Source organism: Mesorhizobium sp. RCAM 05104, from assembly GCF_059683645.1.
Map to the genome: position 1 here is coordinate 907439 of NZ_CM185033.1, position 26976 is coordinate 934414.

Consider the following 26976-nt stretch of genomic DNA (forward strand, 5'->3'; position numbering starts at 1 on the left):
GCCGCGACGATGGCGGCCTCCATCGCCACGGGCAATATCGTCCCGCTGCTGACGGCTTCGGGGATCGGGCTGCTCGCCTCGGCGCTACCGCACGTGGTCGGCCAGATTAGGATCCGACCCTGGCTGCGATATTCACACGGGAGAATTGGCATATTCGAAGTCGTCCGCTGGCGGACGGTGGCTGTTGCGCGGTCCATGACGCCGCACTATGGCTAGCGCCTTGTAAAACAAGGCGACGAAGAATGGCGAAAGACGGCAGCGAGCAAGTTAGCGACAAGCTGGGCATCAACACGCGGCTTGCCCATTCGGGGAACAACCCGCATGACTATTTCGGCTTCGTCAATCCGCCGGTGGTGCATGCCTCGACCGTGCTTTTTCGTGACGCGGCGTCGATGGCGGCACGCAGCCAGAAATACACTTACGGGACGCGCGGCACGCCGACGACCGATGCCCTTGCCCAGGCGATCGACGCGCTGGAAGGCTCGGCCGGAACGATCGTGGTGCCGTCGGGCCTTGCGGCGGTGACCGTGCCGCTACTCGCCTTCGTGTCGGCGGGCGACCACCTGCTGATCGTCGATTCCGTCTACCACCCGACCCGCAATTTCGCCGACACGATGTTGAAGCGGCTGGGTGTCGAGGTCGAATACTACGCTCCCGATGTCGGTGCCGGCATCGCGGCGTTGATCAGGCCCAACACCAAGGTGGTGTTCACGGAATCGCCGGCCTCCAACACGTTCGAGGTGCAGGACATCCCCGCCATCGCCAAGGCGGCGCACGCCGCGGGTGCCATCGTCATGATGGACAACACCTGGGCAACGCCACTCTATTTCCGCCCGCTCGACCACGGCGTCGACATCTCGATCCATGCGGCGACGAAGTACCCGGCCGGCCATTCCGACGTGCTGCTCGGCACGGTGTCTGCCAATGAGAGCCACTGGAAGCAGCTCTACGAGAGCTTTTGCACGCTTGGCTGCTGCGCCGGGCCCGACGACGTCTACCAGGTGCTGCGCGGCCTGCGCACCATGGGCGTGCGTCTGGAGCACCATCAGCGCAGCGCGCTCACCATCGCCTCATGGCTCGAGGGCCAGAAGGGCGTGGCGCGCGTGCTCCACCCGGCCCTTCCCAGCCATCCGGACCATGGCCTGTGGAAGCGTGACTTTTCCGGCTCGAGCGGCATCTTTTCCATCGTGCTTGCCGGCGGCGGCCAGAAACAGCAGCACGCCTTCCTCGATGCGTTGCAGATCTTCGGCCTCGGCTATTCCTGGGGCGGCTATGAAAGCCTTGCCGTGCCGGTCTGGCTCGGCGACCGTGTCGTCGCCAAGGGTTCCTATGACGGCCCGCTGATCCGCCTGCAGATCGGCCTCGAGGATGTCGAGGATCTGAAGACCGACATCCTGCGCGGCCTGACCGCCGCGGCGGCGGCCTGAACGATCGAGGCGCTGCCAAATTGAGTCAACGGACCGGCGCAAGCGCCTCGAAGGACTGATGAAACGCTCGCCTTGCCCTGCGCAACCCAACTCATCGGGCCGACGGATACCGCGGTGACATCAGGGAATTCTATTCCTTCAAACCGCGGCTTCGCGGATCAGTTTGGCTTTCAAATTCAACGATGCCGCGTCATTGCGGTGCGATCATCACGGTTTCGACCTCCCCTGGAATACCGGCAGAGTTTCCCACGTCATGGCTTTCCGCCTTTTTGTTCCCATTCTTGCCGGCGCGACGCTGCGCGAGCGGATCATCGCCTGCATCGGCGCGACGATCGGCATTGCCCTGACTGGCGCGATCGGAGGTCTGGTGCTCGGCAACGGCCCGCATGTGCCGCTGCTGGTGGCGCCGATGGGAGCGTCGGCCGTGCTCCTGTTCGCGGTGCCGGCAAGCCCGTTGGCGCAGCCATGGTCGATCATTGGCGGAAACACGATATCGGCGCTGGTCGGCGTGATCGTGGCGCATTTCATCCATGAAACAGCCCTTGCCACCGGCATTGCGGTGGCGCTTGCCATTGCAGCCATGTCGTTCACACGCTGCCTGCATCCGCCGGGCGGGGCCGCGGCGCTGACCGCGGTATTGGGAGGACCTGCCGTTATCAGCGCCGGCTTCCTGTTTCCATTCGTGCCGGTGGCGCTGAATTCAATCCTGCTGGTGGCGCTGGGCTACGGTTTCCACAAGCTGGCCCGGCGCAATTATCCGCACGTGCCGGCACCGGTGCCGGCGAACAGCCACGGCACCATCGATCCGCCCGCGCAGTCGCGCATCGGCTTCCGCTCCGAAGACATCGACGCCGCGCTTGGCGCACTCGAAGAGACATTCGACATCGACCGTGACGATCTCGACCGGCTGCTGCGGCAAGTCGAATTGCAAGCGCTGGTGCGCGAGCATTCAACGTTGCTCTGCGAGGACATCATGTCGCGCGATGTCATCTCGGTAGATGAACACACCCCTGCCGACAGGGCGCGCAAATTGCTGCTCGACCATAACATCCGCATCTTGCCAGTCGTCAATGCAGAGGCAAGGCTGGCGGGAACCGTGGGATTGCGGGAACTGGCGCTGGCCACCGAGATGGTCGGTTCCGTCATTTCGCCGGCGGCGACCGCCACGGCCGGTTCCGCCGCAATGGGACTGCTGCCCGTGCTCACCGACGGCCGCAGCCACGCGGTCATCGTGGTCGACGACGACAAGCGGATCCTCGGGCTGATCACCCAGACCGATCTGCTGGCGGCAACGGCACGGCTGCGGGCTGCTGACAAGCTGTCGGCGGAAGCGGTACAGTAACCGCTGCCGGACCCGGAAAAATAGCCGGGAACCTTTTGCCTGCCATGCCATCCAATCCTTCAATCGGGGTTCCGGTCCGGAGATTGGGTTGAGGAAACTGGCCATGCCTGCTGTGTCGACCGCCGCGCCTTCCGCTGCTTCAGGCGACATGCATCTCGTGCGTCGAGCGCTGACACGCGAGAGCGACGCCTTCCGCGCCATCATGAAAGCGCACAATCAGCGGCTCTACCGCATCGCGCGCGGCGTGGTGCGCAATGACAGCGAGGCCGAGGACATCGTCCAGGAGGCCTATGTCAGGGCGTTCGCCAGCCTGGGGGCCTTTCGCGGTGACTCGTCGCTGGCCACATGGCTATCCCGCATCGTCATCAACGAAGCGCTCGGCCGCCTGCGCAAAAGGCGGCGAACGGTGGCGATGCCGGAACCGCAAGCCGAGATCATCCAGTTCCCTCTCAACCCCAGCGACGATCCGGAGCGGACGATGGCGCAACGGCAAATTCTCAAGCTGGTCGAACGGGCGACCGACAGCCTTCCCGATGTCTACCGGACGGTGTTCGTGGCGCGGGTGATCGAAGGGCTAAGCATCGAGGAAACCGCCGATCTTCTTGGCGTGCGGCCTGAAACCGTCAAGACAAGGCTGCACCGCGCCCGTGCCCTGGTGCGCAAGGCGCTGGACGACCAGATCGGACCGGTGCTGCTCGATGCCTTCCCGTTTGCCGGCCGGCGCTGCGAAAGGCTGACCAGTGCCGTCATGCGGCGGCTCGGGCTGGAAAGCTGATCCCCGTCGGATTCAGTTGATTTTGGCGGGAACGTTTGCCGCCGCACCGCATCCAATGACCGTCAACCGAAACCACTGCCCGGCGCGCTTCCCGCGTCCGGGAGAAGGAGAATCCCATGCTTGTTCGTCACACTGCGGCCCTGGCCGCCCTGCTTCTGTTGGGAGCGGCGCCGCTGGCCCATGCCGCCGACAAACCGACCGACCCGCAGATCGCCCACATCGCCTATACAGCCGGCGTCCTCGATGTCGAGGCAGCCAAGCAAGCGCTCAAGACGTCAAAGAACAAGGAGGTTCTCGACTTCGCCAAGGACATGGTGCGCGACCACGAGGCGGTAAATGCGCAGGCGCTCGACCTGGTCAAGAAACTCAGGGTGACGCCGGAAGACAACGCCACCAGCAAGGCGCTGACCAAGGCAGCGGCGGAGGAGCGGGCCAAACTGGCCACGCTCAAGGGCGCGGCCTTCGACAAGGCTTATGTCGACAACGAGGTTGCCTATCACAAGCAGGTCAACGGCGCGCTCGAAACGCTGCTCATCCCGTCGGCCAGCAATGCCGAACTGAAGAGCCTGCTGGAGACCGGCCTGAAGATATTCCTGGGCCATGAGCAGCATGCCGAACACGTCGCCGGCATGCTGAAATGAGGCCGTACGCCTTGGATCGGCGACTGTGGATCGCCTCCCTGGCGCTGGCCGTCGCGGTGACGCCGGCAGCGGCCGAAACCATAGAGGTCACCATCGACAAGCTTGTCTTTTCGCCGGCGACCGTCGAGGCGAAGGTCGGCGATACGATCGTGTGGGTGAACAAGGATGTGTTCGCCCACACGGCGACGGTGAAGGGTGGCTGGGAGGTGATCATCCCGCCGAAAAAATCTGCGAGCCTGACATTGAAGGCCACGGGAGCGGTCGATTATTTCTGCCGCTTCCATCCCAACATGAAAGGCCGTTTGGTGGTGGCGCCCTGATCCAGCGAGAGAACCGAAATAGGTCGGCGGCGAAGCGATTTCCTTGCCGTCGATCTGCTTGCGGTGGGGCGCAGCTGAGCGATCGCTACGTCTGCAAAAGCAGCCATTCGATCATTTGCGCGGCCTGGGCGGGCGGGCGGTCTGGCGCAAGGATCGACAGGCTGAGGCCAGTCGGGACGCGCTGCGGGAACGGCGCCACGAGCGAACCGGCGGCGAGGGCGCGCGCGACCAGAGGCTCATGCCCCATCAGCACCCCGGCGCCGTCGACGGCCGCCTGCAGCGCCATGCTGTAGAGCGAGAACTCGGAGCCGGACTCGATCGACGGGCCTTTCAGCCCCGCAGCCTCGAACCACAGGCTCCAGTCGCCGGTCCATGTCGTGTCCCAAAGCAGGAGCTGCGATGACAGATCCGCCGGCGTTTGCAGCTGCCGCGCCAACGCCGGCGCGCAAACCGGAAAGATCACGTCGTCGCAGAGCTTGAACGAGCGGCTGCCGGCGGGCGCCTGCCTGGTCAGAAAGATGGCGAGGTCGAAGGGCTCGCGCCGGAAATCCGGCGGCTCCTCCAGCGCGTGGATGGACGGGCGAAGGGCAGGATTCTCGGCACGAAGTGCCGGCAGGCGCGGCGCCAGCCAAAGCTGGGCGATCGACGGCAAGGCGGCAATGCTGACCTGCGGCCTCGGCGCCCAGATGCGCAGTTCCTGGACGGCGAGGCCCATGGCGTCAAATGCCGTGGAGAAGGCCGGCAGGGCCGCGCGCCCTGCCTCGGTCAGATGCAGCCCCTGGGCATGGCGCACGAACAGCGGCGAGCCAAGCCAGGCCTCCAGGGACTTGACCTGATGCGACACCGCCGCGGGAGTAACCCCGAGTTCATCCGCGGCTTTGGCAAAGCTCTCATGGCGAGCCGCAGCCTCAAAAGCCCGCAAGGTGTTGAGGGGCGGCATTCGAGGTCGCGGCGGATTTACTGCCATCGTCCAGCGTTCCAGGACGGCATCGGCGGCCGATGTCCGGCCGCCGATGCAAAGTTTCTACTTGAGGGCGACCGGAGTCAGCTTGCCGTCGACCTTCTGCCACTCAAATACGACGAAGCCCGGCTGCTTGATATCCCCCTTGTCGTCATAGGAGATCGAGCCGAGCACCGTCGAGATGCTGGCGCCGGAATGAAGGACTTCGGAAGCGGCCTTGGGATCGTCGGCCTTGGCTTTGGCAATGGCCTGGGCAAGAATCTGCGTTGCCGCGTAAGCGTAGAGGGTCACCGCTTCCGTGGGCACGTTTTTGGCCTTCAGATCGGCGACGGCGTCCTTGGCTTCCGCAAACGTTGCCGGGTCCGGGAACGACGTCATCAGGGTTCCGACGGCACCATCGCCGCCGATAGCACCGAACTCGCTGTTGGAGATGCCGTCACCGCCCATCAGGATCGTGGTGACGCCCTGATCATGCATCTGACGGACAATGAGACCAGCCTCCGTGTGTTGACCGCCATAGTAGACAAGGTCGGCGCCCGATTGCTTGATCTTCGCCACAAGAGGACTGTAGTCCTTCTCGCCCGGGTTGACCTCCTCGTGGAGAACTTCCTTGCCGCCGCCGGCGTTGTAGGCCTTGGCCATTTCGTCGGCGAGACCCTTGCCCGCCGTCGACTTGTCGTCGACGATCGCAATCTTCTTGTACTTGAAACGGTCGAGAATGAATTTGGCGGCGATCGTGCCTTGCTGATCGTCGCGCCCGCATGCCCTGAAAGCGTTCCACAGGCCTCGTTCCGTCACCATCGGGTTGGTGGCCGTCGGCGTGACGAACAGAACGCCATTCTCCGCATAGACCTCGGAAGCGGGGATGGTGACGCCAGAATTATAGTGTCCGACAACGTAATGAACGCCGTCGGCTACGAATTTGTTGGCGATCGAAACGCCCTGCTTCGGGTCGGAGACATCATCACCGACCGATACGGTAAGCTTCTGGCCGAGAACGCCGCCATTGGCGTTGATGTGTTCCACCGCGGTCTCGACACCGACGCGGTACTGTTCTCCATAGGCGGCGTTGGGCCCCGACATCGGGCCTGCGACGCCGAACACGATATCCGCCCTCGCAGCGCCGACAGCGGCGACGGTCATAAGGGCAGCAGTCATCATCTGCACGATCATGCGCATTTTTATTCCCCTGTTTTTTGAGAAAGGCGGGGTTCTCCCGCCGCTTCAGGCGTCAGTTCACAAAGTGAAGCTTGTTGAACCGACGCCTGAATACCGTGACATCTGCCGCGATTTGTTCGCTGGTGTCGTTGCCTCGCAGCCCCCTGGCGATGAGGGACGCGAGCTCAGGCATGTCGTCCTCGGTCATGCCCCAGCGGACGATCTCCGGTGTGCCGAAGCGCAACCCGTTCATGTCGCCTTCGACGGCCTCTATCGGCAAGCCGATGCCGCAGGTCAGGATGTTGGCCAGCCGCAACTTCCTTGCCGCCGCCTGGCCGCCACCGAACTCCGCCGCCTTGATCGCGAACTGATGTGATGTCGTGTAGCCCCTGCCGGTCGAAAACACCGGCAGGCCGCGATCGGCAAGGCTTTCGGCCAGCGCCTTTGCGGCCCGCGCCATCGTCGAGGCGTAGGCCTTGCCATGGTCTTTCCAATCCAGAAGCGTGATAGCCAAAGCTGCCGATTTGGCGGCATCGAAGTTGGCGGTCATGCCGGGAAATGCGATCTTGTCGAGCTTTTCGGCAACAGCGGCATCGTTGGTGACGATCAGCCCCGATGGAGGACCGCCGAGACTTTTGTAGGTGCTCATCGTCATCAGATGGGCACCTTCCCGCAAGGGCTGCTGCCAGGCGTGTCCGGCGATCATGCCGCACAGATGTGCCGCATCGAAGAGAACCAAGGCGCCGACCTCGTCGGCGATCTCCCGTATCTCGCGAATGGGATGGGGCAGCAGGTTGAGGCTGCTGCCGATCGTTATCATCTTCGGCCTTATTGATCTGGCCAGGTCGCTCAATTTGCCGACGTCGACGGTGTAGCCGTCGACATCGACCGGCGCGGTGTGGATATCGAGCCCGTAGAGACCGGCGCAGCCGGCCATATGGTGGGTTACATGCCCTCCGATCGCCGGCGACGGGACAATGATGCTGTCGCCTGGCCGAGCTGCAACCATGAACGCATAGAGATTGGCGATCGCGCCGGAAGGCACCCGGATTTCGGCATAGCTGGCGCCGAAAACTTCAGCCGCCAGCTCAGCCGCAATGACCTCGATCTGCTCGACACCCTCCAATCCCATCTCGTATTTTTCGCCGGGGTAGCCAAGCGACGGGCGCGACCCCAAGCCAGAAGCCAGCGCGGCTTCGGCCTTTGGGTTCATGATATTGGTGGCCGGGTTGAGGTTGATGCAGTCGGCTTCATGGATCGACCGGTTCAGTTCGATGGCTCTGTCAATTGCCGCCATGATCTCGCCGGTTGCCTGACCGCTCGTCTTGCGCGCCAGCTCTTGGGCAAAGGCTTCGCAATCCGATGGAATCCAAGGCCTGCGAGCGAGAGCAACCATCGATGTCTCCATTGCCATTCGCCGATAATCCGGCTCCGAATGGTGCCCAGGATCACGCTGGTCATTGCCTTGGCGCAAACGAGTAGTTCTAGCGCCTAGGCTTAGGAAAACTAGGTCTATCCCGCCCGCCCTTATTTGGAGGGTCGTTTCCATCCAGACATTAAAGGCCATGTGCCGACGACGGCGGCGCCAGAATCCCGTTTGGCAAGCCGATCCTCCTCCAGCGACGCTCGCCTGGCCTCATCCGGTCGGGTGATGTGCGTCCACGAACCGGAATAGCCCGGCGTCCGGCGCCCGATCCAGGCATCGAGCCCTTCGCGCAGATCGGCGGTCGGGGCCATGCGGGCGAACTGCTCGGCCTCGACCAGCAATCCTTCCGCGATGGATTGGTTGAGGCCGCGCGCCACCGCCGTGAGGATGCTGGCGACCGCCGACCCGGAGTGCCGCAGAATCCGCCTGGCCAGGCCGATTGCCGCCGGCATCAGATCGTCATGCGGCACCACCTGGTTGACGAGGCCAAGTTCAAGGGCGCGCTGCGGCGGAAACCAGTCGCCGGTCAAAAGCAGTTCGAGCGCGCGCTTGCGCCCGGCGAGCCTGGGCAGGCGCTGCGTGCCGCCAAAGGTCGGCGGCATTGCCAGGTTGATTTCCGGTTTGGCGAACAAAGCGCGTTCGCTGGCAATGGCCAGCGGCACGGCCTCGGTGATTTCACATCCACCACCGAAAGCCAGGCCATTGACCGCGGCGATGACGGGCTTGCGGAATGCTTCCAGCCTTGCTGTCAGACGCTGCCCGCGCATGACGAAGTCACGCATCGCGATATCGGCGCCAAGCGCCAAACTGGCCGAGAATTCGTGGATATCACCGCCCGCCGAAAACGCCCGCTCCCCTGCTCCGGTAAGAATGACCGCCCGAACGGCGTCATCGACTTCAATGTCGTCGAGGAGTGCAAGCAGGCGATCGATCAGGGCATAGTTCAGCGCGTTGAGTTTTGCCGGCCGGTTGAGGGTGAGGACGGCTATCCCATCCCTGGTTTCGTTCAGGACAAGATCGGTCATCTGGCTTCCTTCTCCATTGTGCTGATAGGCTGGAAGGTGACGCGCTTTGCCGCTTGTGTATATTCACTAGTCGGTATACTTAGGCTCATGCCCGAAGCACAGAGCCCTACTCGCAAGCGCATTGTCGATGCCGCTACCAGGCTGTTTTACGCGGAAGGTATCGGCCGTGTCAGCGTCGATGCCGTTGCCGAGGAAGCGGGGCTCACCAAGCGGACGCTTTATTACCACTTCAAGAGCAAGGACGACCTCATCGCCGCCTATCTCGATGGCCGCGACCAACCCAATCTGAAGCGTATGGCCGGCTGGTTCGATGCCGCCGAAGGCGGCGCGGATCGCAAGGCCGAGGCGATCTTCACCAATCTGGCACGGGCCGCGCGCCATCCGAAGTGGAAAGGATGCGGCTTCCTGCGCACCGCCGCGGAACTCGCCTCGATGCCTGGGCACCCGGCGATCAAGGTCGGATCGCGACACAAGTCAAATTTCGAAACCTGGCTGGCTGGCGCATTGTCCAACCATGGCGTCGAGGAGCCGCAAGCCTTGGCGCGCGAGATCGTTCTGCTGATCGATGGCTGCTTTTCGATCATGCTGATCCACCGCAATCCCGACTATATCGAAGCCGCGGGACGAGCCGCGGCGACCCTGGTCCGGGCGCGAACTTCAAGTGGCAAGGCTTAGAAGCCGAACGCCAGCCATGCCGTGCCGGCGACGAGCGTTATCAGTGTCAGCGGCAAGCCGACCTTGAAGAAGGCGCCGAAGGACAGCTGTGTGCCGGCGTTCTTGGCCTGCTCGGCGACGATCAGGTTGGCGACCGAGCCGAGCAGCGTGAAATTGCCCGCCAGCGTCGAGCTCATCGCCACCACCAGCCAGGCGCGCTCCGGGTTTTCGAGGCCGGGTATGAACGGCCGCAGCGCCAGCACGGCCGGCACATTGCTCATGATGTTGGAGAGCACCGCGGTGAAGCCGGACAGCCGCCAGACATCGTCCAGCCCGAGCCCCTTGGCGGAGGCGATGAGGTCGGGGGTAAGCAGCGTCTTTTCGGCGCCGGCGACCACCACGAACAGACCGGCGAACATGAACAGCAACGGCCCGTCGATCTCGCGGTAGATGCGTTCCGGCTTGATAGCACGGGTGAGCAGGAGAATGGCGCCGCCGATCAGCGCCGCCTTGGCGACAGGCAAGCCGGCGAAGAAGGCGATGGCCAGCCCGACGCAGACCACCACCGCCTTCAACACCTGTCCCCGGTGCATGCGGCCGCGTGACACCTCAGGTGTCAGTTGGGCGGTGCGGGCGAATTCGGCGCGATAGACGATGCGCACGATGGCGATGACCGCGACGAGGCCAAATAGCGCGACCGGAGCCAGTGCCGCCGAAAAGGCCGGATACGAAATGCCCGACAGCGCGCCGATGACCATGTTCTGCGGATTGCCGGTGATGGTGGCGACGCTGCCGCAATTGGATGCGGTGGCGGTGGCGATCAAGTAGGGGATCGGGTTGCGTTTGATGACGCGGGTGACGTGTACCACGATCGGCGCCATGACAAGGCAGATAGCGTCATTGACCAGGAAAGCCGACAACACGCCGGTCAGCAACGTCACCATGACCAGCAGCATGAAAGGCGCATGCGCGTGCTCGATGGCGATGGCGCCAAGGCCACGAAAGGCGCCGGAGACCTTCAGATGCGCCACCACTATCATCATGCCGAGCAACAGCGTGATGGTGTCGAAATTGATCGCGCGGTAGGCATCCTCCATGCTGAGCGCGCCAATGGCGATCATCGCGGCCCCACCAAGCAGCGCGATCCCCGCCCTGTCCAGGCGCAGGCCAGGGATGCGGCCAATGGCGACACCGGCATAGGTCAGGACAAGGATCAGCAGTGCCGCGCCGCCCATTGGTGTCATCGGTAGAAAGTCCCATTCAATCTGTTGGCGCGCCGATATCGTCCGCCCGGCGATTCACACCTGCTTGCCCACCTTTAGCGCGATGTCGAGATCCATGCCAAACGGACAGGACACAATGTCGCGCGGCCAGGAGAGGGAGGACGGCGAAGAGCCGCTAACGCAGATAGAAATCCAGCCGCTGCCGCAGCGCCTGCGACGAAAACAGCTGCTCCACGGTCTGTCGTGCCTTGTGGCCCACTGTCGCCCGCAGCGCCGGATCGGCTTTGAGTTCGGCCAGAATCCGCGCCGCCTGCTGGGTCGTTTCGAACAGGAAACCATTTTCGCCATGCCTGATATGATCGGCGTAGCCGCCATGCGAATGGCAGACCACGGGCAAACCGCAGGCCATTGCCTCGAACACCACGCGGCCGAATGTCTCCACATGCGAGCCGGTGCGATAGTAGAACACGTCGAGCGTCGGAAGGAACTGTTCGGCCGCGAATTGGCCCTGCGCCAGGAGTTCGAGTTGCGGATGCGGCGCGAACCTGTCCTTGAGAGGCATCCCGCCCTGAATTCGCACCGCAACGCCATCCGCCAGCAATGCCTCGTAGAGCGCCACGTCATCGGCGTGATGCTTGTCTGGCGTATCGCGGCTCAACCGCCCCACCGTGAACGGACCATTCGGGCGGGTCACCCGCGGTGCAAAGCGGTCGATATCGATCGGTGACGGGTGCACGACGCCGTCGACCCGCAGCATGCGCCGTTGAAAGTCGGAAATCAGCACCAGTTCGGCGTCGGGCCACCCCAGCATGCGTGGCATGCGCGTCGTCAACGCGATGACTTTCGGGTGAAAGGTGTTGAAGACGTAGATCAGCCGGCGCGGCCGCGGGATCAGGTAGGGCCACACCTTGTTGCGCCAATGCGCGCCGAGGAAGACATAGGTGCCGCCGTCCGGCACGTTCCGCGTTGGCGGCGAAATGCGGCGAATCGGAAAATGTCGCGTCAGCTCATCGGACACCCTGGAGGAGGTTGCCCACAGACGCACCCGCGAGTCGGCGCCCAACAGCCGGTACAGTTCCAGGGTTTCGAGTTCGCTGCCGCCAAAGGGGTTCTGAAAGCCGTTGAACAGATGGATCATGATCGCTGTGCTTACCTGGCCTTGCCCGGGCCCGTCTCGCCATTCCTTCGCCGGCATCCAAAGAGGCCGTGGCTGTACCACTGGCCAGCACTCGAGCAACTCAGGAAAGCAGGAACGTCCCTAGCGATGCCCCATACATCATCTAGCCGGAGGAAGCACACCGGTAAGGGAGCGTCAAGGAAGCGGTCGGCGGCAGCTTCCACCCTCTGGGAGAGCGTGGATCAATGCACGGTGGCGGCGCTCGGCGGTGGCGCCTGCAAGGGGTTGACCGGATCGAAACTGACCTGATCCCGTCCATTGGACTTGGCCGCATAGAGCCGTCTGTCGGCTGCCGAGAAGATCGCTTCGTAGGTGGTCGGCCCACTGAAGCTCGTGCCGCCAATGCTGACGGACAGCGGGCATGGACGCCCGCCGGGAGAAAAGTCCATCTCACGAATGCGTCGGCGGATGCTCTCGGCAACCACCCAGGATTGCGAGGGATCCACGCCGGGAAGAAACACGCCGAATTCCTCGCCGCCGATACGGCCGACGATATCGCCGCCGCGCAGCTGGCCTTTGATCGCCTGCGCTATCAGCTTGAGCGCCTGGTCGCCGCAGTCATGGCCAAGGCGGTCGTTGATCAACTTGAAATGGTCGGCGTCGATGATCAACAGCGCGCTCGAATGGGGCTGCTCCAGCTTGCGGGTCTGCTCAAGATAGGCCTCGACCAACATCGAGAAGGCGCCACGGTTCAGCACCGCCGTCAGGCTGTCCGTCGCGGCAATGACGCTGAGGTCACGCTGGGCTATGGCCAACTGGCGGATCTTCCACATGAGGAAAAACAGAAACGACCCGCCCAGCCCCAAGGGAAGCAGCAGGTCGGTCATCTGTGCGCGCCAGACGGCCTCGGAGGAGAGATAGGGGAAGTTGAAGGAATCGACGAAAAACGCCACCGCAATGAAGAATGCCGTCCCGGCGGCAGTGACAGCGATCACCCTGCCCCAGCTCGTCGACGACAGATCAAGCTTCATCCCGTTCAACTCCGTTAGCCGTCTCTACTATGACGTACCAACGCAAACAAAGTGCTAAGACTTTGCTTCCAATTCGACATCCGCTGGCACGGCGCGGATGACAGGTGCCCGCGGTCAGCGGCTTTGCGGCGGATCATCGCCACTCCCTTGGAAGCAATCCCCAACGCCAAAGGACGGCCGCCGAGAGGCGACCGCCCGGATTCCTGGCTTGAAGGCTTGGACCAAGCTGTTGGCTGAGCAAGGGCAAGCAGCGCTCGAAACTGGACCGCCTCGCCGTCAGTTGAGCGTTCGTTCACCCAGCGCGTCGACGACGAAAGATGCAGCGATCAGGTCGTCGGCATCAAGACACAGGAAGTCTTCGCCTCCGCCCATGACGGAAGCCACTTTCTGAAAGGTCTTCATTTCGTATTCTGTAATCCGGGCGTCCTGTATCCTGGCCTTGAGGTCGGCGATGCGCCGATCCAGGGCCGGGGACACTGCTATTTCTCGTTTCGACATGGCAACACTCCTCCCCACCCGTGTTTGCCTCCCACCTACCCGTCTTTTGTATGAGGCTTTGCGAATACAGGCGCCGAAACGCGTCGTGCGCGGGAAGGTTCCGAAAAGGCGGTGTCACGAAATAATACGATGGCATGTGCCATTCAGGGGCATGGACCGACGCCGTGTCGGCGCAAGCGCATCCGTGACAGCGAAACAGTTGAGCAGCGGGAATTTCGGCTCGGCCGGGTCGGAATTCCGTCGCCAGAACGACTAAGTCGTTGAAATTACTGGCGATCCCGACAGGATTCGAACCTGTGACCATCGGCTTAGAAGGCCGGTGCTCTATCCAGCTGAGCTACGGGACCGCTGGCCGGCCGCTGGGCCGGCTGGATACTTGGCGCGGGCACTGGCCGCCGTTCAGTGCGTCCAGGGCGTCCTGCGGTCATAGCGGAAATTCTCCGCGTAGGAAATCTGGCGGCGCTTGGCCTCTTTCGGCTCCTCGACGCGGTAGGCAAGCCCTTCCTTTTCGGCGTAGGCCACGGCCTCTTCCCTGGTGTCGAAGGCGAGCCTGATCTGGCTTCTCATGTCTCCCGACGTGGTGTAGCCCATCAGAGGGTCGATCTTCTTGCGCGTCTCGGGGTCGAATTCCAGCACCCAGTGGCCGGTCTTTGCCTTGCCGGACTGCATCGCGGTTTTGGCTGGGCTGAAAATGCGCGCGGACATGGCCACCTCATTGCTGTGCAAGGCAGCATCGCCACCCTTTGCCCGTCATTACTGCGCAATGCGCACGGCGGCAAGGTTTTTGCACTTGCCATGCAACACTGAAATGAATAGGCAACAGATCGTTCGGAGTGTAGCGCAGCCTGGTAGCGCATCTGGTTTGGGACCAGAGGGTCGGGAGTTCGAATCTCTCCACTCCGACCATCCCCGAAAATGCAATGTCCGATAGCCACTGGCGCGGTGCCAGTGGGCGCTTTCAATATCAATCTTCGTCGCTGGCATAGAGCAGGTGGCGGGCTTGTTCCTTCGCCACCTCATCGGCAATGAGATGGCTGGCGTCCAAATGCCAGCGGCGCCGACGATCTCTGGATGCATTCTGGATGCATTGAAGGCAAGCTCGCCGGGCGAGAACCCCAACCGCCTCACTCCCGGCGAGCCTACAACCTGATTTGGAACGCAATCAGGACCGGGGTCAGCCGGCGAGACTATACCAGCAAGACCGATGCCAGCTGCTTTTTCCCGAAATGGGACAGGGGACGCGGGAACCCGCCGTTTGCAGGCCGGCATCACCTGATATCAAGGCCCTCTAGATTTCGAACTCGCCCTGCCCCTCATCCATGGCGCTGACGGCTTCGGCGGCGAGCGCCCTGGTGATCGGCGTCTTGCGCTCAAGCGCGGTGCGGTCGAGCCGCTCGACCACGCGCATGGCTGTCGCCAGCGAGCGTTCGATGCGCCGCACCAGATACTGAACGACATGCGGTTCGACCTCGATCTGGCGGTCGGCGAAAAGCTTGGTGATGACGCCAGCGAGCAGGAGGTCGTCGGGTTCATGGATCTCGACCGTCGCCGCCGCCTTGAGCCGCGAGGCGAGGTCGGGCAGCGAAACACCCCAGGCCGAGGGAAAACGCCGCGCCGTCAACAGCAGCGTCGAGCTCGCACTGCGCACGGCATTGATCAGGTGGAACAGGCCTTGTTCATCGACCATCCCGGCATCGACATCGTCGATCAGCGCCGGCCGGGTGCCGAGATTTGCGATGCTGTCGCCAATGCGTCTGGCGTCGACCGCCACCGCGTTGGCGCGCATACGCCAGATCGAGGCCAGATGCGTCTTGCCGGAGCCGGCCGGACCGGCCAGCACCACCACCGGCGAGGGCCAGTCCGGCCAGCGGTCGACCAGCGCCACCGCCTGGCCGTTGGTGCCGGAGACGACGAGGTCGTCGCGCGAATAGCCGGTGCCGTGGCCGAGATCGAGCGGCAACTGGCGCGGCGGGTCGGTTTTCTGGTCGCTCATGCGGGCTCAGCCGAGCGGGCCGGCAAGGCATCTGGTCACCAGCCTGATCATGGCTTGATGGCCTTGCGACGACCGGCCGGGAGCTGCGGCACAGACGCTTCGCCGTGGCCCTTGTAGAGCGGCGATTCGAGATAGCGGGCTATGGCAAACCGCACCAGCACGGCAACCGCGGCGGACGCCGGTACCGCGATCAACAAGCCGACAAAGCCGAACAGCGCGCCGAAGGCAAACAGCGAAAACATCAGCCATACCGGGTGCAGGCCGACGCTTTTGCCAACCAGCCTGGGCTGCAGGATATTGCCTTCGATGAACTGGCCGATAACGAAGACCACGGCGACGGCGACGATCATGGTCCAGTCCGGCCAGAACTGAACGAAGGCAACGCCGATGGCCAGCACCAGTCCGGTCAGCGAGCCGACATAGGGAATGAAGGAGATCAGCCCGGCGAACAGGCCGATGAGGATGGCGAAATTCAGCCCGGTCAGCGTCAGGCCGGTGGCATACATGGCGCCGAGCACCAGGCACAGCGTGCCTTGGCCGCGCACGAAGCCGGCCGTTGCGCTGTTGATGTCCTTGGCGATGGCGCGCACCGTCGCGACATTGTCGCGCGGCACCCAGCTGTCGATGACCGCCACCATGCGATCCCAGTCGAGCAGCATGTAGAAGGCGACGACCGGTGTCACCACGAACAGGCTGACCACGGAGACCAGCGCCACGCCGGAACTCCAGATCGAGGTGAAGACCGTGGTGAGCAGGCCGAAGCCGGAGGTCAGCAGCGAGTTCAGCCCGTCGCGCAGACCATTGGCGTTGACGCCGAATTTCTGTTCCAGCCATTTCGGATCAAACGACGTGATCAGGGTCTGCAGCCGGGTCAGGTACTCCGGCAATTTGCCGGCGAAATCCGCCATCTGCGTGGCCAGAACCGGAATGAGGATGACGAAGGCCAGCACCAGCACGATGAGAAAAGTGATGAGGATGACCACCGTCGCCATGAAGCGGGAAAGGCCGAGCCGCTGCAGCCGGTCGGCGACGGGATCAAGGAAATAGGCAAGCACCATGCCGGCAACGAAGGGCAACAGGATGGCGCTGAAGATATAGAGGAAAAGTGCCAGGATCGCGGCGCCGGCCAGCCAGAAGAAGATCTGGCGACGGAAGGCGGCTGATGCGGCAAGATCGGCGGCCTCAGCCTCCACCGCTGCTGCTGCTTCTGTCTCAGATGTCCGGAGTGGAGCCTTCGCCATAGCCGCTCATATGCCTCAGCCAAGCCACGAGATAGGCCGCGGCCGAAGCCACGGTCAAGACCCCGGACAGCAATATGAGGGTTGGCCTCAGCGGGTGGAGGTTGACGACAAGGGCAAGTTCGCCCAGCACAACCGCCGCCAGCACGATCTGGACGGCGGTGTTGGCCTTCGACACAAAAAGCGGCTTCATCTCGACCGGATGGGCCATGACGGTGGACAACACAACCGCGCAGACGATCAATGCGTCGCGCGACACCATGATGACCACCAGCCAAAGCGGCAATTGCCCGATGAAGCCCATGACGACGAACACCGAGACCAGCAGCAGCTTGTCGGCCATCGGGTCGAGATAGGCGCCGAGCCTGGACTGCTGGTTGAAACGGCGGGCGATGAAGCCATCGACGCCATCGGAGATGCCGGCGATGAGGAAGCCGGCAAAGGCCCACTCCCAACGCGCCTGCAGCATCGCCAGCACCACCGCTGGCACCAGAAAAAGGCGCAGAATGGTGATCAGGTTGGGGATGGTCAAATGCGTGCCTATCGGGTTTGCTTGTTGATACATGATGGAGACGCAGGGCGGGTGCAAGGGACAGGCTGCTGTCCACGGTTTTGTCACATCGAAACGCACCTCGGCCGCCGTTATCCTTGCGGACTGAAACCGTTCATGCGAAGAGCCCGCAAACGAGCAGGAAAATTGCGATGAGCAAGCGCGACACGAGCCAGCAAAAAACAGGCAAGCGCAAGAACGGGCTCACCTATGCCGAGGCTGGCGTCGATATCGACGCCGGCAATCTGATGGTCGAGAAGATCAAGCCGCTGGTGCGCGCGACGCGGCGGCCAGGCGCCGATGGCGAGATCGGCGGTTTTGGCGGTCTGTTCGACCTCAAGGCGGCGGGCTTTACCGATCCGGTGCTGGTCGCGGCCAATGACGGCGTCGGCACCAAGCTGAAGATCGCCATCGATGCGGGAAAACATGACACGATCGGTATCGATCTCGTCGCCATGTGCGTCAACGACATCGTCGTCCAGGGCGCGGAACCGTTGTTCTTCCTCGACTATTTCGCCACCGGCAAGCTCGATCCCGATCAGGGCGCGGCGATCATCGGCGGCATCGCCGCGGGCTGCCGCCAGGCCGGCTGCGCGCTGATCGGCGGCGAAACGGCGGAAATGCCTGGCATGTATCATGGCAACGACTACGATCTTGCCGGCTTTGCCGTGGGCGCGGCCGAACGCGGCCAGTTGCTGCCGACCGACGACATCGTCGAAGGCGACGTGTTGCTGGGGCTGGCCTCCTCGGGCCTGCATTCGAACGGATTTTCGCTGGTGCGCCGTATCGTCGCCGTCAGCGGTCTCGCCTGGAGCGACCCGGCGCCGTTCAACGACGAGGCGACGCTTGCCGAGGCGCTGCTCGAACCGACCCGCATCTACGTCAAGTCGATCCTCAAGGCTATCCGCAACACGCATGGCATCAAGGCGCTGGCCCACATCACCGGCGGGGGCTTCCCGGAAAACATTCCGCGCGTGCTGCCCAAGGACTTTTCGGCGGAACTCGACCTCGAGGCGATCGACGTGCCTGCGGTGTTCTCGTGGCTGGCAAGGACCGGCGGCGTGGCGCCGGAAGAAATGATGCGCACCTTCAATTGCGGCATCGGCATGATTTTGGCGGTGGCCTCCGGCCAGGCGGCGCAGGTCGCCGCCGTGCTGCAGGAAGCCGGCGAGACCGTGACGCCGATCGGCCGCATCGTGCCGCGCCGCGACGCCGGTGTCATCTATCGGGGCTCGATCGGCCTATGAGCGTGCAGAGGAAACGTACCGTTGTTCTGATCTCCGGGCGCGGCTCCAACATGACCGCGCTGATAGCGGCGGCCAGCGACCCGGCTTTCCCGGCCGAGATCGTCGGCGTCATTTCCGACAGAGCGGACGCCGCCGGCCTCGGCATCGCCAAAGCGCGCGGCATCGCCACGCAGGTCATTTCCCGCGCCGGCCATGGCAGCAAGCAGGCGCATGATGCGGCGATCGACGCAGCACTTTCGGCATTCAATGCCGAAATCGTGGCGCTGGCCGGCTATATGCGCATCCTCACCACCGGCTTCGTCGAGAAATGGCAGGGCCGCATGATCAACATCCACCCTGCCCTGCTGCCGGCATTCAAGGGTCTTGACACGCATCGCGCGCGCTTGCCGCCGGCATGCGAATCCATGGCTGCACGGTGCATTTCGTCACGTCGGAGATGGATGACGGCCCGATCATCGCGCAGGCGGCGGTGCCGGTGATGGTCGGCGACAATACCGATTCACTGGCTGCCCGCGTGCTGAAAGCCGAGCACCGGCTCTATCCGCTGGCGCTGGGGCTGGTCGCCGAAGGCAGGGCGCGGATGGAACGCGGACGCACCGTCTTTGCCCGCTTCGCCGACGACGCCGACAACGCAACCGCGATGATCATCACGCCGACCCCGCTGCGCGAGGGGATCGATCTCGAACAGCTGGCGCGCATCACGCCGTAAGCCTTGCTATTGAGAATGGTAGCAATATTTGCTACCATTTGGGTAAGGAGACAGGTCGATGTCAACAGTCGAGAAAGTTAGCGTAGCACTTTCCCCGGACCTGCTTGATATGGTCAAGGGCGCCGTAGCCAGCGGGCAGTACGGATCGGCGAGCGAAGTAATCCGCGAAGCCTTGCGAGAGTGGCGGCTGCGGCAGCCCTTGCGCGAAGCCGAAGTGGAACGGCTGCGCAGGGCTTGGTCGGAAGGACTAGAAAGCGGTCCGTTCGAACCTTTCGACATCGAGGTCATCAAGCAGAAAGCCCGTAGTCGGCTCGCTGGCGCAAAGTAGCAGCGGATGGCCGGCATCCCGATTGTCCGCAGCCCGGCGGCCGAGAACGACCTGATCGACATCTGGTTTGCCATCGCCACGGACAGCCCGCTTGCCGCCGACTGCTTTCTGAACGCTGTGTCGGAGCGCATTTTGCAACTCGCCGATTTCCCTGAATCCGGCCCGCTAAGACCGGACATCGCTGCCCAAGCGCGAGCGCTCACGATAGGCAATTACCTCGTGCTCTATCGTATTGCCCAAAAGCATATCGAGATCGTTCGTGTCGTGCATGGCGCGCGCGACGTGTCGACATTGTTCTGATCCATGTCTGCCTCCCGGAAACAGCTGCTCCTGCTTCGCCACGCCAAATCGAGCTGGGATGATCCCGACCTCGATGATTTCGACCGCCCCTTGGCCGAACGCGGATTGAAGGCTGCCCAGTTGATGGGGCGCGCCCTTGCCGCGCGCGATTGGCTGTCGGATCTGGCGCTGGTGTCGTCGGCGCTGCGAGCCCGTGACAGCTGGCGGCTGGTGGCGATGGAATTGCCCGCGCTGCCCGAAGTCGCATTCGCCAGGGCGCTCTATGGTGCTTCAGCGGCGGAAATTCTGAACCAGATTCGTCAAGCCGACCCATCGAGCGGCAGCTTGCTGGTGGTCGGCCACAATCCGGGCCTGGAAGATCTGGCGAAACAGCTTGCGGGGCCAATGTCGGAGATCAAGGCCCGCAAGAGGCTCGAGGAAAAGTTCCCGACGGGAGCCCTTGCGCGCTTCGTGTTCGAGGGTGACTGGTCCGGACTGTCCTCCGCCCGGCTGACGCATTGTCTGCGGCCGAAGGATTTGGACTAGAATCCAGATGCGGCAGGCCAGGCCCGCCACATCCGCTCGAGACATCAGTTGCCCCAGATGCCCTGGCCGGGTTCGGGCCAGTCGGTTGTGGTCTTCATCTTGGCATCCGCAGCCTTGTGCCCAGCCAAGGTCTTGACCGAGCCAGTGACGGCATGATCGACGCTGGCTGCCGAGCCAACCGGTTGGTTGGCGTTGTTGGAGCCATAGTGGTCGCTGCCGGCGAAAGCGCTGCCCGTGGCAACGAGGATGGCGGCGGCAATGAGGGTGGTCCTGTTCATCTTCAAGTCTCCTGGTTCTTCCGTTGGGCGGCGTCTTGGGAGGACGGTTCCGCTACGGACAAGACCATGGACAGTCCGGTTTTATTCCCGAACTTGGAGATGCTTTGTAGATCGGCGAATTTCGGGGTCGGATGGCGACTGCGCATCGGCGTCGCGCTCAAAAAACAAGAGCGGCGGGCCGAGCCCACCGCTCTTTGTGGTCGAAGACTTTTCAGAAATCAACGACCCCAGATGCCTTGGCCAGACTGGGCCGGCACGTTGGCATTGGCGTCGCCCTGTGCCCTTACAGACTTCGGAATCGAGCCGGTGTGCGAGGTGTCGATGTTGGAAACCGACTGGTTGGCAACCGGCTGGTTGACATTGTTGGAGCCGTAGTTGTCGCTGCCGGCGAAAGCGGTGCCCGTGGCAACGACGATGGCGGCCGCTGTGAGTGCGATCTTGGTCATTTTAAGTACTCCTGATTTGAATATTTGGCTGATTGCGACTGGTTCGGGAAAGGCGATTGGCGGTTGCCGAACAGGTTGCGGTCGCTGCCCAGCGTTACCGGCTTCTCGACGGTCAAGTTGGACTTCTGGATCGAAGCCGTGAACGAGTTGTCGACGGTGGCGGTGGGCTGGTTGGCGTTGGCCGAGCCATAATTGTCGCTGCCGGCAAAGGCAGTGCCCGTGGCAACGAGGATGGCAGCGGCGGTAAGAGCGATCTTGGTCATTTTAAGTACTCCAGTATTCTTTGTCCTGTCCGTCTAGTGGCGTGCCCTTGGGAGGAATTTCGCGTCGCTCGGACCACCCCGAAGTGGGTTTGTCGGTCGACGACTTCCAATCACGAAGATGTTCCCTCGCGGCTCGAATCCGGCCCTTGAAAATTGGCCAAGGTCTTAAGCGGTCATAATTTTCTTATTCGAAAACAAATAGTTATCAGAAAGCACCCATCGGGTGGCGTAGCCATTCACTAAGCCGGCGTTCACCACGTACTGGACGGTCCGTCAACAGAAAACGAACCGATCGGTTCGATTTACGGCGACGACCGGTTCGGGCACTTTTTTCAGAGCATCGAACGGCATGAATTGCGCGAGCCCGAAATCCGTCGGGACGATAACCCGGCTTGTTTTTGAGCTTCGAACCTGTCGCGTCTGGAGACGGCAATCCACGGGGTCGGAAACGACGATGGGCGCATTTGCCTTGTGGCTGGATCGATATTATCGATTGTGCACGATCATCAATCGGACGCGACCTGGCTATGCCGGTCGAAGGAACGGACAGATTTCCGGGTGACTTGCATCCCAGGACAGCGATAGAAAATGCGGCTGCTGCTTGTCGAGGACAATCGCGAACTGGCGGATTGGTTGGGCAAGACCTTGCGCCAGGCGAACTATGTCGTCGACATCGTCCATGACGGCGAGGATGTCGAGCACGCGCTGGCCGCCGGCGACCATGCGCTTGTCATCCTCGACCTTGCGCTGCCGCGCATGGGCGGGCTGGAGGTGCTGCGCATGCTGCGGGCGCGCGGCAACCGTGTGCCGGTCATCGTGCTGACCGCGAATGCCAGCCTCGACGGCAGGGTCAAGGGCCTCAACGAGGGGGCCGACGACTATCTGGCGAAACCCTTCCAGATCGAGGAACTCGAGGCGCGCATCCGAGCCCAGCTACGACGCGCCAATGACCGCACCGCGCCTGTCGTTTCGTGTGGCGATCTCGTCTTCGACACCAACACGCGGCTGTTTTCGCTCGCGGGCGAAACGCTGGCGCTGACGCCGCGCGAGCATGCCGTGCTGGAGCAGTTGATGGTCAAGGCCGGGCGCACGGTGAGCAAGGCGGCATTGTCGGCGGCAATCTACGATTTCGAGACCGATGCCGACCCCAGCGCCATCGAGATCTATGTGCACCGTGTGCGCAAGAAACTGGAAGGCTCGCGGGTCCGCATCGTCACGCTGCGCGGCCTCGGCTATCTCCTGCGCCATGAGGATTAACAGCCTTCGCTTGCAGCTTCTGGCCTGGGTGGTATTGCCTCTCGTCGGGCTCGCCACCATCAATCTGTGGACCAGCCACCGCAACGCGCTGGCAACCGCGGATCTCGTCACCGATCGCATGCTGATGGGCTCGGCACGCGCCATTGCCGAGCGTGCCGCCGTCACCGACGGCGTGCTCGACGCCACGATACCGCCGGCGGCGATCGAGATGTTCGATACCGGCGATCGCGACAGCGTCTACTACCAGGTCAAGGCTGCCGGAGGGCGGCTGCTGACGGGCTATCCGGACCTGCCCGCAGCGCCCGGGCACGCCAGCGTCGGGGCCAGATATCGCGACCACCCGTTGCGGCTTCTGACCCTCAGCCATGCCGTGATCGGTGCCGGTGCCGATTCCCCCATAACGGTCACCGTGGGCGTTACGCTCGCCGGCCATGACGCGATGGTGAGACGGCTCTGGCTCAGCGCCTTTACCCAGCAGCTGGCGCTGGTGGCGATTGCCGGCTTGTTCGTTCTGCTGGGGCTGCATCGCGGCCTCGCGCCACTGATCCGGTTGCGCGACGCGGTGCGTTCGCCAAACCGCAGCGAGCTCGATCCGGTCGAAGTGCCGGGGGCTCAAAGCGAGATCCGCCCGCTGATCGATGCACTGAACGCCTATATGGAGCGCGTGCGGGCACAGATGGCGGCCCAGCGCCGCTTTATCGCCAATGCGGCGCACCAGTTGCGCACACCGTTGGCGTTGCTGTCGACACAGGCAAGCTACGCGTTGCGCGAAAGTGCGGCTGACGCGCGTCAGGAAGCCTTGGTGGCGCTGCAGGCCAGTTCCGGCCGGCTGGCACGGTTGGCCGAACAGCTGCTGACCCTGTCCCGGGCGGAACCAGGTAGCAGGCGGCCACGCGCCGACCGCATCGACCTGACCGAGGCTGCCCGCCATGTGCTGGAAACGCAGGCGCCGACAGCGATCAGCCGCAAGATCGATCTCGGCCTCGAGGAGGCCGGCCCTGTGTCGGTCATCGGCGACGGCACGATGCTGCGCGAGATGATCGTCAACCTCGTCGACAACGCGCTGCGCTATTCGGCAGTCGGCGGCACCGTCACAGTCAAGCTGGCGGCCGTCGATGGCGAAGCCGTGCTGACTGTCGCCGACGACGGGCCCGGCATTCCGGTGGACGAGCGAGACCATGTTTTCGAGCGCTTTTACCGCATCGCCGGTTCGACCGAGGAAGGCAGCGGGCTTGGTCTCGCCATCGTACGTGAGGTCGTCGAAAATGCTGGCGGCCGCGTCACCCTAGGGGATGGCGCGACCGGCGGTCTGGTGGTTGAGGTAAGGCTGCCGCTGGCGGACAGCTAGGTCTGTCGCCGCTCACTGCGTCTCATTCAATGGTTGGGGACGCCATTTTGCCAGGCGATCCTCGACCATCGTCATCAGATATTCGGCACCGAGCGCCACCACCATGACGATGACGATCGCAGCATACATGCCGGCGGCGTCAAAGGATCCCTTGGCGATGTTGATCAGCAGACCGATGCCGTAGCGCGAGCCGACGAACTCGCCGACGATCGCGCCGATGATGGCAAAGCCGAAGCTGACATGCAGGCTGGCGAAGATCCAGCTCATCGCCGAAGGGACAATCACCGAGCGGGTCAATTGCCAGTTGGACGCGCCCAGGATGCGGGCATTGGCTATCATTGCCCTGTCGGCTTCCCGCACGCCCTGAAAGGCGTTGTGGAAGACAACGAAGAAAACCATCACGAATGCAAGCGCCACTTTCGAAGCGAGGCCAAGGCCGAGGATCATGATGAAGATCGGTGCCAGAACCACGCGCGGAATGGAATTGATCACCTTGATGTAGATCGAGAAAATGTCGGCAGCCATCCGGTTGCGGCCGAGCGCGACGCCGATGATGATACCGGCAACCGAGCCGGTCACGAAGCCGATGACCGCCTCCTCCATGGTAACATAGAGATGATACCAGAGCGGCCCCTCGGACGTTCCTTCCGTGATCCACTCATAGAGCCGCAACGCGATCGCGCTTGGCATTGCGTAGAAGAACGGATCGATCCAGGCGAGACGGGCGGCGACTTCCCACAGAACCAGGAAGGCGACGAGGATGGCGACACGCCAGAACATCACGGTGCGCCGGCGATGCCTTGCCGCCTTCGCCGCGGCCGCTTCGATTTCCGCATCGGAGGTGCCCGGCCTGAAAGCTCTTGAACTGATGTCCATGGTGGCGTCGGTCATGGCGTTCCTCCTCAGGCAGCGGCGCGCGCGTAGCTGGTCTCGACCTCTTCCTTGAGGTCGGCCCAGATGGTGCGCGAGTAATCGATGAAGCTCTGCTCGTAGCGGATATCAGCGACCACGCGCGGGCGCGGCAGGTCGATCGTGTAGACAGACTTCACAGTGGCCGGCCCGGCGGTCAGCACATAGACCTTGTCGGCCAGCGCAATTGCCTCTTCGAGATCGTGGGTGACGAAGACCACGGATGCCTTGGCCTCGGACCAGAGGCGCAACAGCTCCTCATGCATGAGAACGCGTGTCTGCACGTCGAGCGCGGAAAACGGTTCGTCCATGAGCAGGATCTCGGGGCCGTTGATGAAGGTCTGGGCGAGCGCCACGCGCTTGCGCATGCCGCCAGAAAGCTGGTGCGGATAGTGCTGCTCGAACCGAGACAGGCCGACGCGCGCAAGCCAGTCGCGTGCCGAGGCCTGGGCGTGCGGCCTGGGCTTGCCGCGGAACAGCGGCCCGGCCATGACGTTCTCGATCACCGTACGCCAGGGGAACAGGGCGTCGGTCTGGAATACGAAGCCGATGCGCGGGTCTATTCCCTTGACCGGACCACCCATGACGCGAACCTCGCCGGCACTTGGGCTGGCCAACCCGGTGATCAGGTTGAGGGTGGTCGACTTTCCGCAGCCGGTCGGACCGACGACGGCGACGAATTCGCCGCGCTCGACCGTCATGGTGAAGTCGCGCAGCGCCGTCAGCGATTTGCCAGTGGGCGATAAGAACCGCCGACTGACATTGATCAGTTCAATCGCTGGTGTGGTCTTTTCATGGGCCATGGTGAAACTCCGGGTTCGAGCGAACGCCCGCCGTCGGCCAGAGCCGCCGGACGTTAAGGACTGACGATTGCCGACGCGATGCCTCCATCGCGCCGGCATGGGTCGGCTACTTGGCGTTTTTGACGAATTCCGTGGTGTAGGTCTTGGAAAGGTCGATCTGCTTGCCTTGCAGGTCCTTCTTGAAGGCCGAGAGCACTGTCAGCACCGTTTCCGGGCCGCCTTCGGGCATGACCCCGTCGGCGGTGAACATCGCCTTGCCGGCGCCCAGCGCCTTCACATAACCTTCCTTGTCGCCGACATAGTAGTCCTTCGGCATCTTGTCGGCGATTTCCGCACCGCTATGGGTGTTGATGAACTTCAGTGTCTTGACGAAGGCATTCGCCAGTTTCTGCACCGTCTCCTTGTGCGCGTCGACCCAGTCCGTCTGCATGTAAAGGGAGGCAGCCGGGTAGGTGCCGCCGAGCGCGGCCTTGGTGCCTTCAATCGTGCGCATGTCGATAAGAACGGACGCTTCGCCGGTCTTCAGCAACCGAGTGATCGTCGGTTCGGTCGTCATGCCGGCCTGGATCTTGTCCTGCTGCATGGCAGCGATGAAGGTATTGCCGGCGCCGACGGGAACCGAGGTGAATTCGCCGAGCTTCAGTCCGTTTTTGACGGCAAGATATTCCGTCAGGAAATTTGTCGAGGAGCCGAGGCCGGTGACGCCAAGGCTCATGCCCTTGAAGTCGGCGGGCGACTTGATCTCGGGATGCTTGGTTGAAACAAGCTCGACTTCACCAGGCGCCTGGCTGAACTGGACGACAGATTCGACGAATTTACCTTTCGCCTGCAGGTCGATGCTATGGTCATAGAAACCGACCACCCCTTGCACGGCCCCGGCAAGCATCTCATTCTCCGCATCGACGCCGGCCGGCTCGTTCAGCAGCTCGACATCGAGACCTTCGTCCTTGAAGTAGCCGAGCGCTTCCGCCAACTTGGCGGGCAGGTAGATCTGCTTTTCGTAGCCACCCACCATGATGGAGATCTTTTCGTCGGCGCGTGCGGACGGCGCGGACAAGGCCATGGTGGCGACGAGTGCGGTTGTGGCGGCTGAATCGAGCAGAATTCGCGCGAGCGACATGGCCTCTTCCCTTTGTTCGTTTCCCGCGCCCCTCTCTCTCCCATCGCTTTCCGCGACAATATGG

At 63.0% G+C, this 26976-nt stretch carries 29 protein-coding genes, 2 tRNA genes and 2 pseudogenes; 14 read left to right on the plus strand and 19 right to left on the minus strand.

From position 1 onward, the window contains the following. Window positions 1–242: 242 nt before the first annotated feature. The 5 genes from AC56QP_RS04835 to AC56QP_RS04855 all read left to right on the plus strand — a co-directional run bounded on the left by AC56QP_RS04835 (window position 243) and on the right by AC56QP_RS04855 (window position 4505). The gene (locus AC56QP_RS04835; protein ID WP_489860708.1) at window positions 243–1427 is read left to right on the plus strand and encodes a cystathionine beta-lyase; all 1185 of its coding nucleotides are present in this window, start codon (window positions 243–245) and stop codon (window positions 1425–1427) included. 253 nt (window positions 1428–1680) lie between these two features. Beyond that, window positions 1681–2769 (plus strand): HPP family protein, encoded by a 1089-nt coding sequence (locus AC56QP_RS04840; RefSeq protein WP_489860707.1) that lies wholly within the window; start codon window positions 1681–1683, stop codon window positions 2767–2769. A gap of 103 nt (window positions 2770–2872) precedes the next feature. Next, window positions 2873–3544: an RNA polymerase sigma factor gene (locus tag AC56QP_RS04845; protein WP_489860706.1), complete on the plus strand. Its 672-nt coding sequence runs from the start codon at window positions 2873–2875 to the stop codon at window positions 3542–3544. A 116-nt stretch (window positions 3545–3660) separates the two neighbouring features. Further along, window positions 3661–4185 (plus strand): DUF4142 domain-containing protein, encoded by a 525-nt coding sequence (locus AC56QP_RS04850; protein WP_489860705.1) that lies wholly within the window; start codon window positions 3661–3663, stop codon window positions 4183–4185. After that, entirely contained in the window at window positions 4182–4505 is a 324-nt protein-coding gene (locus AC56QP_RS04855) for a cupredoxin domain-containing protein (protein WP_489860704.1), read from the plus strand. The genes AC56QP_RS04850 and AC56QP_RS04855 overlap by 4 nt, the downstream gene beginning before the upstream one ends. 85 nt (window positions 4506–4590) lie before the next feature. Here the strand turns inward: AC56QP_RS04855 and AC56QP_RS04860 are convergent, their stop codons facing one another. From AC56QP_RS04860 to AC56QP_RS04875, 4 genes are all read right to left on the minus strand, one after another. After that, window positions 4591–5445, minus strand: a complete 855-nt coding sequence (locus AC56QP_RS04860; protein ID WP_489860703.1) for a LysR substrate-binding domain-containing protein — start codon at window positions 5443–5445, stop codon at window positions 4591–4593. Between the two features lie 84 nt (window positions 5446–5529). After that, window positions 5530–6645 carry a branched-chain amino acid ABC transporter substrate-binding protein gene (locus AC56QP_RS04865; RefSeq protein ID WP_489860702.1) on the minus strand — a complete coding sequence of 372 codons (1116 nt, stop codon included), beginning with the start codon at window positions 6643–6645 and terminating at the stop codon, window positions 5530–5532. 52 nt (window positions 6646–6697) lie between these two features. Beyond that, window positions 6698–8020 (minus strand): serine hydroxymethyltransferase, encoded by a 1323-nt coding sequence (gene glyA, locus AC56QP_RS04870; protein ID WP_489860701.1) that lies wholly within the window; start codon window positions 8018–8020, stop codon window positions 6698–6700. A 131-nt stretch (window positions 8021–8151) separates the two neighbouring features. Beyond that, a complete protein-coding gene (locus tag AC56QP_RS04875) occupies window positions 8152–9075 on the minus strand; it encodes a crotonase/enoyl-CoA hydratase family protein (protein WP_489860700.1) in 924 nt (307 codons plus the stop codon). Between the two features lie 87 nt (window positions 9076–9162). Between AC56QP_RS04875 and AC56QP_RS04880 the strand changes: the two genes are divergently transcribed. Continuing rightward, window positions 9163–9750, plus strand: coding sequence for a TetR/AcrR family transcriptional regulator (locus AC56QP_RS04880; RefSeq protein WP_489860699.1), 588 nt, complete (start codon window positions 9163–9165; stop codon window positions 9748–9750). Here AC56QP_RS04880 and AC56QP_RS04885 read toward each other — a convergent pair. The 6 genes from AC56QP_RS04885 to AC56QP_RS04910 all read right to left on the minus strand — a co-directional run bounded on the left by AC56QP_RS04885 (window position 9747) and on the right by AC56QP_RS04910 (window position 14303). Beyond that, complete coding sequence (locus tag AC56QP_RS04885) at window positions 9747–10973, minus strand: anion transporter (protein WP_489860698.1); 1227 nt, start codon at window positions 10971–10973, stop codon at window positions 9747–9749. The two genes, AC56QP_RS04880 and AC56QP_RS04885, sit on opposite strands and share 4 nt — an antisense overlap. Before the next feature lie 154 nt (window positions 10974–11127). Further along, window positions 11128–12090 carry a glycosyltransferase family 4 protein gene (locus AC56QP_RS04890; protein WP_489860697.1) on the minus strand — a complete coding sequence of 321 codons (963 nt, stop codon included), beginning with the start codon at window positions 12088–12090 and terminating at the stop codon, window positions 11128–11130. Window positions 12091–12311: 221 nt separating this feature from the next. Then, window positions 12312–13100 (minus strand): GGDEF domain-containing protein, encoded by a 789-nt coding sequence (locus tag AC56QP_RS04895; protein ID WP_489860696.1) that lies wholly within the window; start codon window positions 13098–13100, stop codon window positions 12312–12314. 276 nt (window positions 13101–13376) lie between these two features. After that, window positions 13377–13598 (minus strand): hypothetical protein, encoded by a 222-nt coding sequence (locus AC56QP_RS04900; protein ID WP_489860695.1) that lies wholly within the window; start codon window positions 13596–13598, stop codon window positions 13377–13379. Between the two features lie 270 nt (window positions 13599–13868). After that, window positions 13869–13945: transfer RNA gene (locus AC56QP_RS04905), tRNA-Arg, on the minus strand. A 52-nt stretch (window positions 13946–13997) separates the two neighbouring features. Then, on the minus strand, window positions 13998–14303 hold the full coding sequence (locus AC56QP_RS04910) for an ETC complex I subunit (RefSeq protein ID WP_091577283.1): 306 nt from the start codon (window positions 14301–14303) through the stop codon (window positions 13998–14000). Between the two features lie 124 nt (window positions 14304–14427). On the opposite strand from AC56QP_RS04910, the gene AC56QP_RS04915 reads away from it, so the two are divergent. Beyond that, window positions 14428–14504: transfer RNA gene (locus AC56QP_RS04915), tRNA-Pro, on the plus strand. Window positions 14505–14886: 382 nt separating this feature from the next. Here the strand turns inward: AC56QP_RS04915 and hdaA are convergent. The 3 genes from hdaA to AC56QP_RS04930 are packed head-to-tail and all read right to left on the minus strand — an operon-like array spanning window position 14887 to window position 17361. Further along, complete coding sequence (gene hdaA, locus AC56QP_RS04920) at window positions 14887–15591, minus strand: DnaA regulatory inactivator HdaA (RefSeq protein ID WP_489860694.1); 705 nt, start codon at window positions 15589–15591, stop codon at window positions 14887–14889. Window positions 15592–15638: 47 nt separating this feature from the next. Beyond that, window positions 15639–16832, minus strand: coding sequence for an AI-2E family transporter (locus AC56QP_RS04925; RefSeq protein WP_489860693.1), 1194 nt, complete (start codon window positions 16830–16832; stop codon window positions 15639–15641). Continuing rightward, entirely contained in the window at window positions 16804–17361 is a 558-nt protein-coding gene (locus AC56QP_RS04930) for a CDP-alcohol phosphatidyltransferase family protein (RefSeq protein ID WP_489863682.1), read from the minus strand. Before AC56QP_RS04930 ends, AC56QP_RS04925 begins: the two co-directional genes overlap by 29 nt. Before the next feature lie 170 nt (window positions 17362–17531). Here AC56QP_RS04930 and purM point away from each other — a divergent pair, with 170 nt between their 5' ends. The 5 genes and pseudogenes from purM (at window position 17532) to AC56QP_RS04955 (ending at window position 20488) form a co-directional block, all read left to right on the plus strand. After that, the gene (gene purM / locus AC56QP_RS04935; protein WP_489860692.1) at window positions 17532–18626 is read left to right on the plus strand and encodes a phosphoribosylformylglycinamidine cyclo-ligase; all 1095 of its coding nucleotides are present in this window, start codon (window positions 17532–17534) and stop codon (window positions 18624–18626) included. Then, window positions 18623–19335 (plus strand): annotated as a pseudogene (gene purN, locus AC56QP_RS04940) (phosphoribosylglycinamide formyltransferase). Before purM ends, purN begins: the two are co-directional and overlap by 4 nt. A gap of 58 nt (window positions 19336–19393) precedes the next feature. Then, entirely contained in the window at window positions 19394–19663 is a 270-nt protein-coding gene (locus AC56QP_RS04945) for a type II toxin-antitoxin system ParD family antitoxin (protein WP_489860690.1), read from the plus strand. 6 nt (window positions 19664–19669) lie between these two features. Beyond that, window positions 19670–19963 carry a type II toxin-antitoxin system RelE/ParE family toxin gene (locus AC56QP_RS04950; protein ID WP_489860689.1) on the plus strand — a complete coding sequence of 98 codons (294 nt, stop codon included), beginning with the start codon at window positions 19670–19672 and terminating at the stop codon, window positions 19961–19963. Window positions 19964–19966: 3 nt separating this feature from the next. Next, entirely contained in the window at window positions 19967–20488 is a 522-nt protein-coding gene (locus tag AC56QP_RS04955) for a SixA phosphatase family protein (protein WP_489860688.1), read from the plus strand. Window positions 20489–20532: 44 nt separating this feature from the next. On the opposite strand, the gene AC56QP_RS04960 is transcribed toward AC56QP_RS04955, so the two are convergent. The 3 genes and pseudogenes from AC56QP_RS04960 to AC56QP_RS04970 form a co-directional block, all read right to left on the minus strand. Then, window positions 20533–20766 (minus strand): DUF680 domain-containing protein, encoded by a 234-nt coding sequence (locus AC56QP_RS04960; protein ID WP_489860687.1) that lies wholly within the window; start codon window positions 20764–20766, stop codon window positions 20533–20535. Between the two features lie 218 nt (window positions 20767–20984). Beyond that, a complete protein-coding gene (locus tag AC56QP_RS04965; RefSeq protein WP_489860686.1) occupies window positions 20985–21212 on the minus strand; it encodes a DUF680 domain-containing protein in 228 nt (75 codons plus the stop codon). A 65-nt stretch (window positions 21213–21277) separates the two neighbouring features. Continuing rightward, a pseudogene (locus AC56QP_RS04970) lies at window positions 21278–21475 on the minus strand (DUF680 domain-containing protein); the annotation flags it as partial. A gap of 588 nt (window positions 21476–22063) precedes the next feature. Here AC56QP_RS04970 and AC56QP_RS04975 point away from each other — a divergent pair. Beyond that, a complete protein-coding gene (locus AC56QP_RS04975; protein WP_091577266.1) occupies window positions 22064–22732 on the plus strand; it encodes a response regulator in 669 nt (222 codons plus the stop codon). Beyond that, complete coding sequence (locus AC56QP_RS04980; protein ID WP_489860685.1) at window positions 22722–24080, plus strand: sensor histidine kinase; 1359 nt, start codon at window positions 22722–22724, stop codon at window positions 24078–24080. The genes AC56QP_RS04975 and AC56QP_RS04980 overlap by 11 nt, the downstream gene beginning before the upstream one ends. 12 nt (window positions 24081–24092) lie before the next feature. On the opposite strand, the gene AC56QP_RS04985 is transcribed toward AC56QP_RS04980, so the two are convergent. From AC56QP_RS04985 to AC56QP_RS04995, 3 genes are all read right to left on the minus strand, one after another. Further along, window positions 24093–24971 (minus strand): ABC transporter permease, encoded by an 879-nt coding sequence (locus tag AC56QP_RS04985; protein WP_489860684.1) that lies wholly within the window; start codon window positions 24969–24971, stop codon window positions 24093–24095. An 11-nt stretch (window positions 24972–24982) separates the two neighbouring features. Continuing rightward, on the minus strand, window positions 24983–25792 hold the full coding sequence (locus tag AC56QP_RS04990) for an ABC transporter ATP-binding protein (protein WP_489860683.1): 810 nt from the start codon (window positions 25790–25792) through the stop codon (window positions 24983–24985). Between the two features lie 106 nt (window positions 25793–25898). After that, a complete protein-coding gene (locus AC56QP_RS04995; RefSeq protein ID WP_489863681.1) occupies window positions 25899–26855 on the minus strand; it encodes an ABC transporter substrate-binding protein in 957 nt (318 codons plus the stop codon). Window positions 26856–26976: the final 121 nt, after the last annotated feature.